Consider the following 4,732-nt stretch of genomic DNA (forward strand, 5'->3'; position numbering starts at 1 on the left):
CTATATACATATATATTATGTATGTATTGCCACCCCGGTGGGAATACATATGGCTTTTGCAGGCTATGTGCTTTTTTTTACGTATGGGCAAAAAAAACAGACGGCGTTGCTTATCACAAGTTCTGCCGCCTTTCCATTCATGAGAAATCTATCTACTGTTTTAGAGTTCTTAGAATGTAGATTTTAATGTCTGTCTGGTGGTTTTAAGGTAAAATTAAACTATAAGTTTACTAAAAGCTATTATTATGTGTTTATGTTAGAATGGTTGAAATCGTACTATACAAGGCATGATATATGTAATCATGTGTTGATTTGCGCGAAATCATATGCAAGTTTAGCCATTTTTGATTGCATTATCACAAAATTTTAAGGGGAATTTTTTGATTTATGTTTTATAACATATAATTGGCTTCGCAAATGGCTATAATCGTGTGGATTGTTCCTGAAAATGCCCTTGTGAGGCGCTGTTGGCATATATGTCTGAAAAAATTGTGACAGGATAAATTAGCGAATTTTTTCCGTAATGTTTGTGTCGGTTTGTAATTTGTCTTAAATTTGCATATCCAAGTCGATAATGCCTTTTTGTCAGCAAGATTGAGCGTTGGTCTAAAAGCATACAGGAGTCTTCTTTTGTAAGCTGTGTCTCTGTATGAGAGCACCCCCCCAATACCGTATTTCAGAACATCAAATAACATAACTAACTTAATCCAAATTAAACTACTATGTGGTTAACAAGCTCGTCTATAGGACGTAAGCTGGTGATGGCCGTTACCGGCATCTGCCTCGTCCTATTTGTAACTTTCCACTGCTTGATGAACGCGGTAGCGATCGTGTATCCCGCTTCCTACAACGTGATCTGCGAGTTTCTGGGTGCCAACTGGTACGCTCTCGTAGCGTCTATGGGCCTGGCCGTGCTCTTCATCATTCACATTATCTATGCCGTGTGGCTGACTCTGCAGAACCGCAAGGCCCGTGGCAACAACCGCTATGCCATCAACTCTATCCCCAAGGGTGTTGAATGGTCGTCTCAGAACATGCTAGTGCTCGGTATCGTAGTGCTCGCATTCCTCGTTGTCCACCTGATTCAGTTCTGGGCAAAGATGCAGCTCGTTGAGATTCGTGGCGTAGAAGAGGTGCTTCCCCCCTCGATGGGTACCCTGTTTATTCAGGAAGCATTCAGCTGCTGGGCTACTCCGGTTATCTATATCATCGGTTTCGTAGCACTCTGGTTCCACATGAACCATGGCTTCTGGTCGATGTTCCACACTATCGGTTGGGACAACAACGTATGGGTTGCCCGTCTTAAGACAATCGGCTGCTGGTGGACATCAATCGTAATCGTGCTCTTTATCGCTCAGGCTATCGTATTCACAGTCAACGCCAACAACGACTTCTACAAGAAGGACGCCGCTCTCCGCGACCAGTACAAGGAAGTGCTTGGCAAGATGGTAGGTGTGCCCGCCGACCGTTTTGACTACGACCAGCTCCCCTCTGCCGAAGAGCTCAAGGCTGCCGAGGCTCAGATGCAGGAGCTCAAGAGCAACCCCGAAATGGCTGCTCAGTATCAGGCTACTCCCGAGCGTATCGAAAAGCAGATCGAGACTATCGGCCAGTGGCGTCGTGTGCTTGAGTTTGTTGATTACCTCAATGGCTCAAAGACTGAATGTGCCGCCGCTGCTTGCGACGACGCAACCGAAACTAATGTTGAACCCGCTAACTAATCAAGCGATATGGCAACTACCGATTTAGACAAAGTAAAAGTGATGAATCCGGCTGATTCCAAAATCCCGGAAGGTCCTATCGCTGAAAAATGGACCAATTATAAGGCTCACCAGAAGCTCGTGAACCCCGCCAACAAGCGCCGCCTGTCGGTGATTGTGGTTGGTACAGGTCTTGCCGGCGCATCCGCCGCCTCGACTCTCGCCGAGATGGGTTTCAACGTGCTTAACTTCTGCATACAGGATAGCCCCCGCCGCGCCCACTCTATCGCCGCGCAGGGTGGTATCAATGCCGCAAAGAACTATCAGAACGACGGCGACTCTGTGTATCGCCTCTTCTACGACACTGTAAAGGGTGGTGACTACCGTGCCCGCGAAGCCAACGTATATCGTCTGGCCGAGGTGTCCAACAATATCATCGACCAGTGTGTGGCACAGGGCGTACCCTTTGCCCGTGAATACGGAGGCCTTCTCGCCAACCGTTCGTTCGGTGGCGCACAGGTGTCGCGTACATTCTACGCAAAGGGCCAGACCGGCCAGCAGCTCCTGCTCGGTGCATACAGCTCGCTCAACCGCCAGATCAACCTCGGCAAGGTTAAGAGCTACAACCGCTACGAGATGCACGATGTGGTAATGATCGACGGCCGTGCCCGCGGTATCATCGCCAAGAATCTCGTTACCGGCAAATTCGAGCGCTTCGCCGCCCACGCCGTAGTTATCGCTACCGGCGGATACGGCAACGCCTACTTCCTCTCGACCAACGCTATGGGTTGCAACTGCTCTGCCGCTATGGCTTGCTACCGCAAGGGCGCATACTTTGCCAACCCCTCTTACGTACAGATTCACCCCACATGTATCCCTGTGCACGGCGACCAGCAGTCGAAGCTCACACTTATGTCTGAGTCGCTCCGCAACGACGGCCGCATCTGGGTGCCCAAGGATATCGAGGATGCCAAGAAGCTCCAGCGTGGTGAAATCAAGGGTTCCGACATTCCCGAAGAGCGTCGCGACTACTATCTCGAGCGCCGCTATCCCGCATTCGGCAACCTCGTGCCCCGCGACGTTGCATCGCGTGCAGCCAAGGAACGTTGCGACAAGGGATTCGGTGTCAACAACACCGGCCTCGCCGTATTCCTCGACTTCTCTGAGGCCATCAACCGCCTCGGCATCGATGTTGTACGCCAGCGCTACGGCAACCTCTTCGACATGTACGAGGAGATTACCGATGTCAACCCCGGCGAGAAAGGCAGCGAAATCAACGGTCAGGTTTACTACAACCCGATGATGATTTTCCCCGCTATCCACTACACAATGGGTGGTATCTGGGTTGACTACGAGCTTCAGACTTCTCTCAAGGGTCTGTTTGCTATCGGCGAGTGCAACTTCTCCGACCACGGCGCTAACCGTCTCGGCGCTTCTGCGCTCATGCAGGGTCTTGCCGACGGATACTTCGTGCTCCCCTACACAATTCAGAACTACCTCAGCGACCAGATTACCGTTCCCTGCCCCGGCACCGACGGCCCCGAATTTGCTGAAGCTGAAAAGAAATGTGTGGAGGCTCAGAACGCGTTCCTCAAGATTCAGGGCAAGCGCTCTGTCGACTCTCTCCATAAGGAGCTCGGCCACATCATGTGGGAATATGTAGGTATGGGCCGCACCAAGGAAGGCCTCACCCTCGCTCTCGACAAGCTCAAGGCTCTCCGCAAGGAGTTTGAGACCAACCTCTATGTACCCGGCACTGCTGATGGCATGAACAATGAGCTCGACAAGGCTTTCCGCCTCAAGGACTTCATCACAATGGGCGAACTCGTGGCTTACGATGCTCTCAACCGCAACGAAAGCTGTGGCGGCCACTTCCGCGAAGAGTACCAGACAGAGGAAGGCGAGGCTAAGCGCGACGACGAAAACTACTTCTACGTAGCCTGCTGGGATTACCAGGGAAGCGATGAGAAGGCTCCCGAACTTATCAAGGAGCCCCTCCACTACGAGGCTATAAAGGTACAGACACGTAACTATAAGTCGTAACTCTTAAAGAATTTTCTACAACATGGCAAATATGACTGTAAATCTCAAGGTCTGGCGTCAGGCCGGTCCTAAGGAAAAAGGTGAGTTCCGCACTTATACCGTGGAGACCGATACCGACACCTCGTTCCTTGAAACTCTCGATATTCTCAACGAGCAGCTCGTTAACAACCACGAGGAGCCAATCGCATTCGACCACGACTGCCGCGAAGGCATCTGCGGTATGTGCTCGCTCTATATCAACGGACATCCCCACGGCCCCGCTACAGGTGCTACCACCTGCCAGCTCTACATGCGCCGTTTCAAGGATGGCGAGACAATCACTGTAGAGCCCTGGCGCTCTGCTGCCTTCCCCGTGATTAAGGACCTCATGGTCAACCGCAACGCCTTCGACCAGATTCAGCAGGCCGGCGGTTACGTGTCGTTCAACTGCGGCGGCGCACAGGATGCCAACAACCTCCCCATCTCCAAGGTCAACGCCGACATGGCTATGGACTCGGCTACCTGCATCGGCTGCGGTGCATGTGTGGCTGCTTGTAAGAACGGCTCCGCCATGCTCTTCGTTTCTGCCAAGGTAAGCCAGTTTGCCCTCCTTCCCCAGGGACAGGTTGAGCGCAAACGTCGCGCACGCGCCATGGTGATGAAGATGGACGAGCTCGGTTTTGGTAACTGCACCAACACCGGTGCCTGCGAGGCTGAGTGCCCCAAGTGTATCAAGATTAGCAATATCGCACGTCTCAACCGCGAGTTTATCAAGGCCAAGTGTGCCGAGTAATCCCGGTTAAGTCGACATATTCGACGATATACTGAATAAGCTGCGGCGTAAACCGAATTTTCGGTTTACGCCGCAGTCTTTTTATATACCCTTCGGTGTCGCGGGTTATCTTTTGTGGTGCCGTTATGTCTGACAACCGGCTCTTAGAGCTTGTTTAATAATAAATGTTACCGTCAGGGCGGTCAATCGTCGAGCATATTTTCGCTTGTGATGAGGG

At 51.5% G+C, this 4,732-nt stretch carries 2 protein-coding genes and 1 pseudogene; all 3 read left to right on the top strand.

The annotated features are described in order from the left end of the window. Nucleotides 1-722 precede the first annotated feature (722 nt). A pseudogene (locus K2I50_RS00560) lies at nt 723-1,382 on the top strand (succinate dehydrogenase/fumarate reductase cytochrome b subunit); the annotation flags it as partial. A gap of 381 nt (nt 1,383-1,763) precedes the next feature. Further along, entirely contained in the window at nt 1,764-3,743 is a 1,980-nt protein-coding gene (locus tag K2I50_RS00565) for a fumarate reductase/succinate dehydrogenase flavoprotein subunit (protein ID WP_301024308.1), read from the top strand. Between the two features lie 22 nt (nt 3,744-3,765). Further along, nucleotides 3,766-4,515, top strand: a complete 750-nt coding sequence (locus K2I50_RS00570; protein ID WP_068959807.1) for a succinate dehydrogenase/fumarate reductase iron-sulfur subunit — start codon at nt 3,766-3,768, stop codon at nt 4,513-4,515. Nucleotides 4,516-4,732 lie beyond the last annotated feature (217 nt).

The organism is Muribaculum sp., from assembly GCF_029051885.1.
In the GTDB taxonomy this organism is placed as follows: domain Bacteria; phylum Bacteroidota; class Bacteroidia; order Bacteroidales; family Muribaculaceae; genus Muribaculum.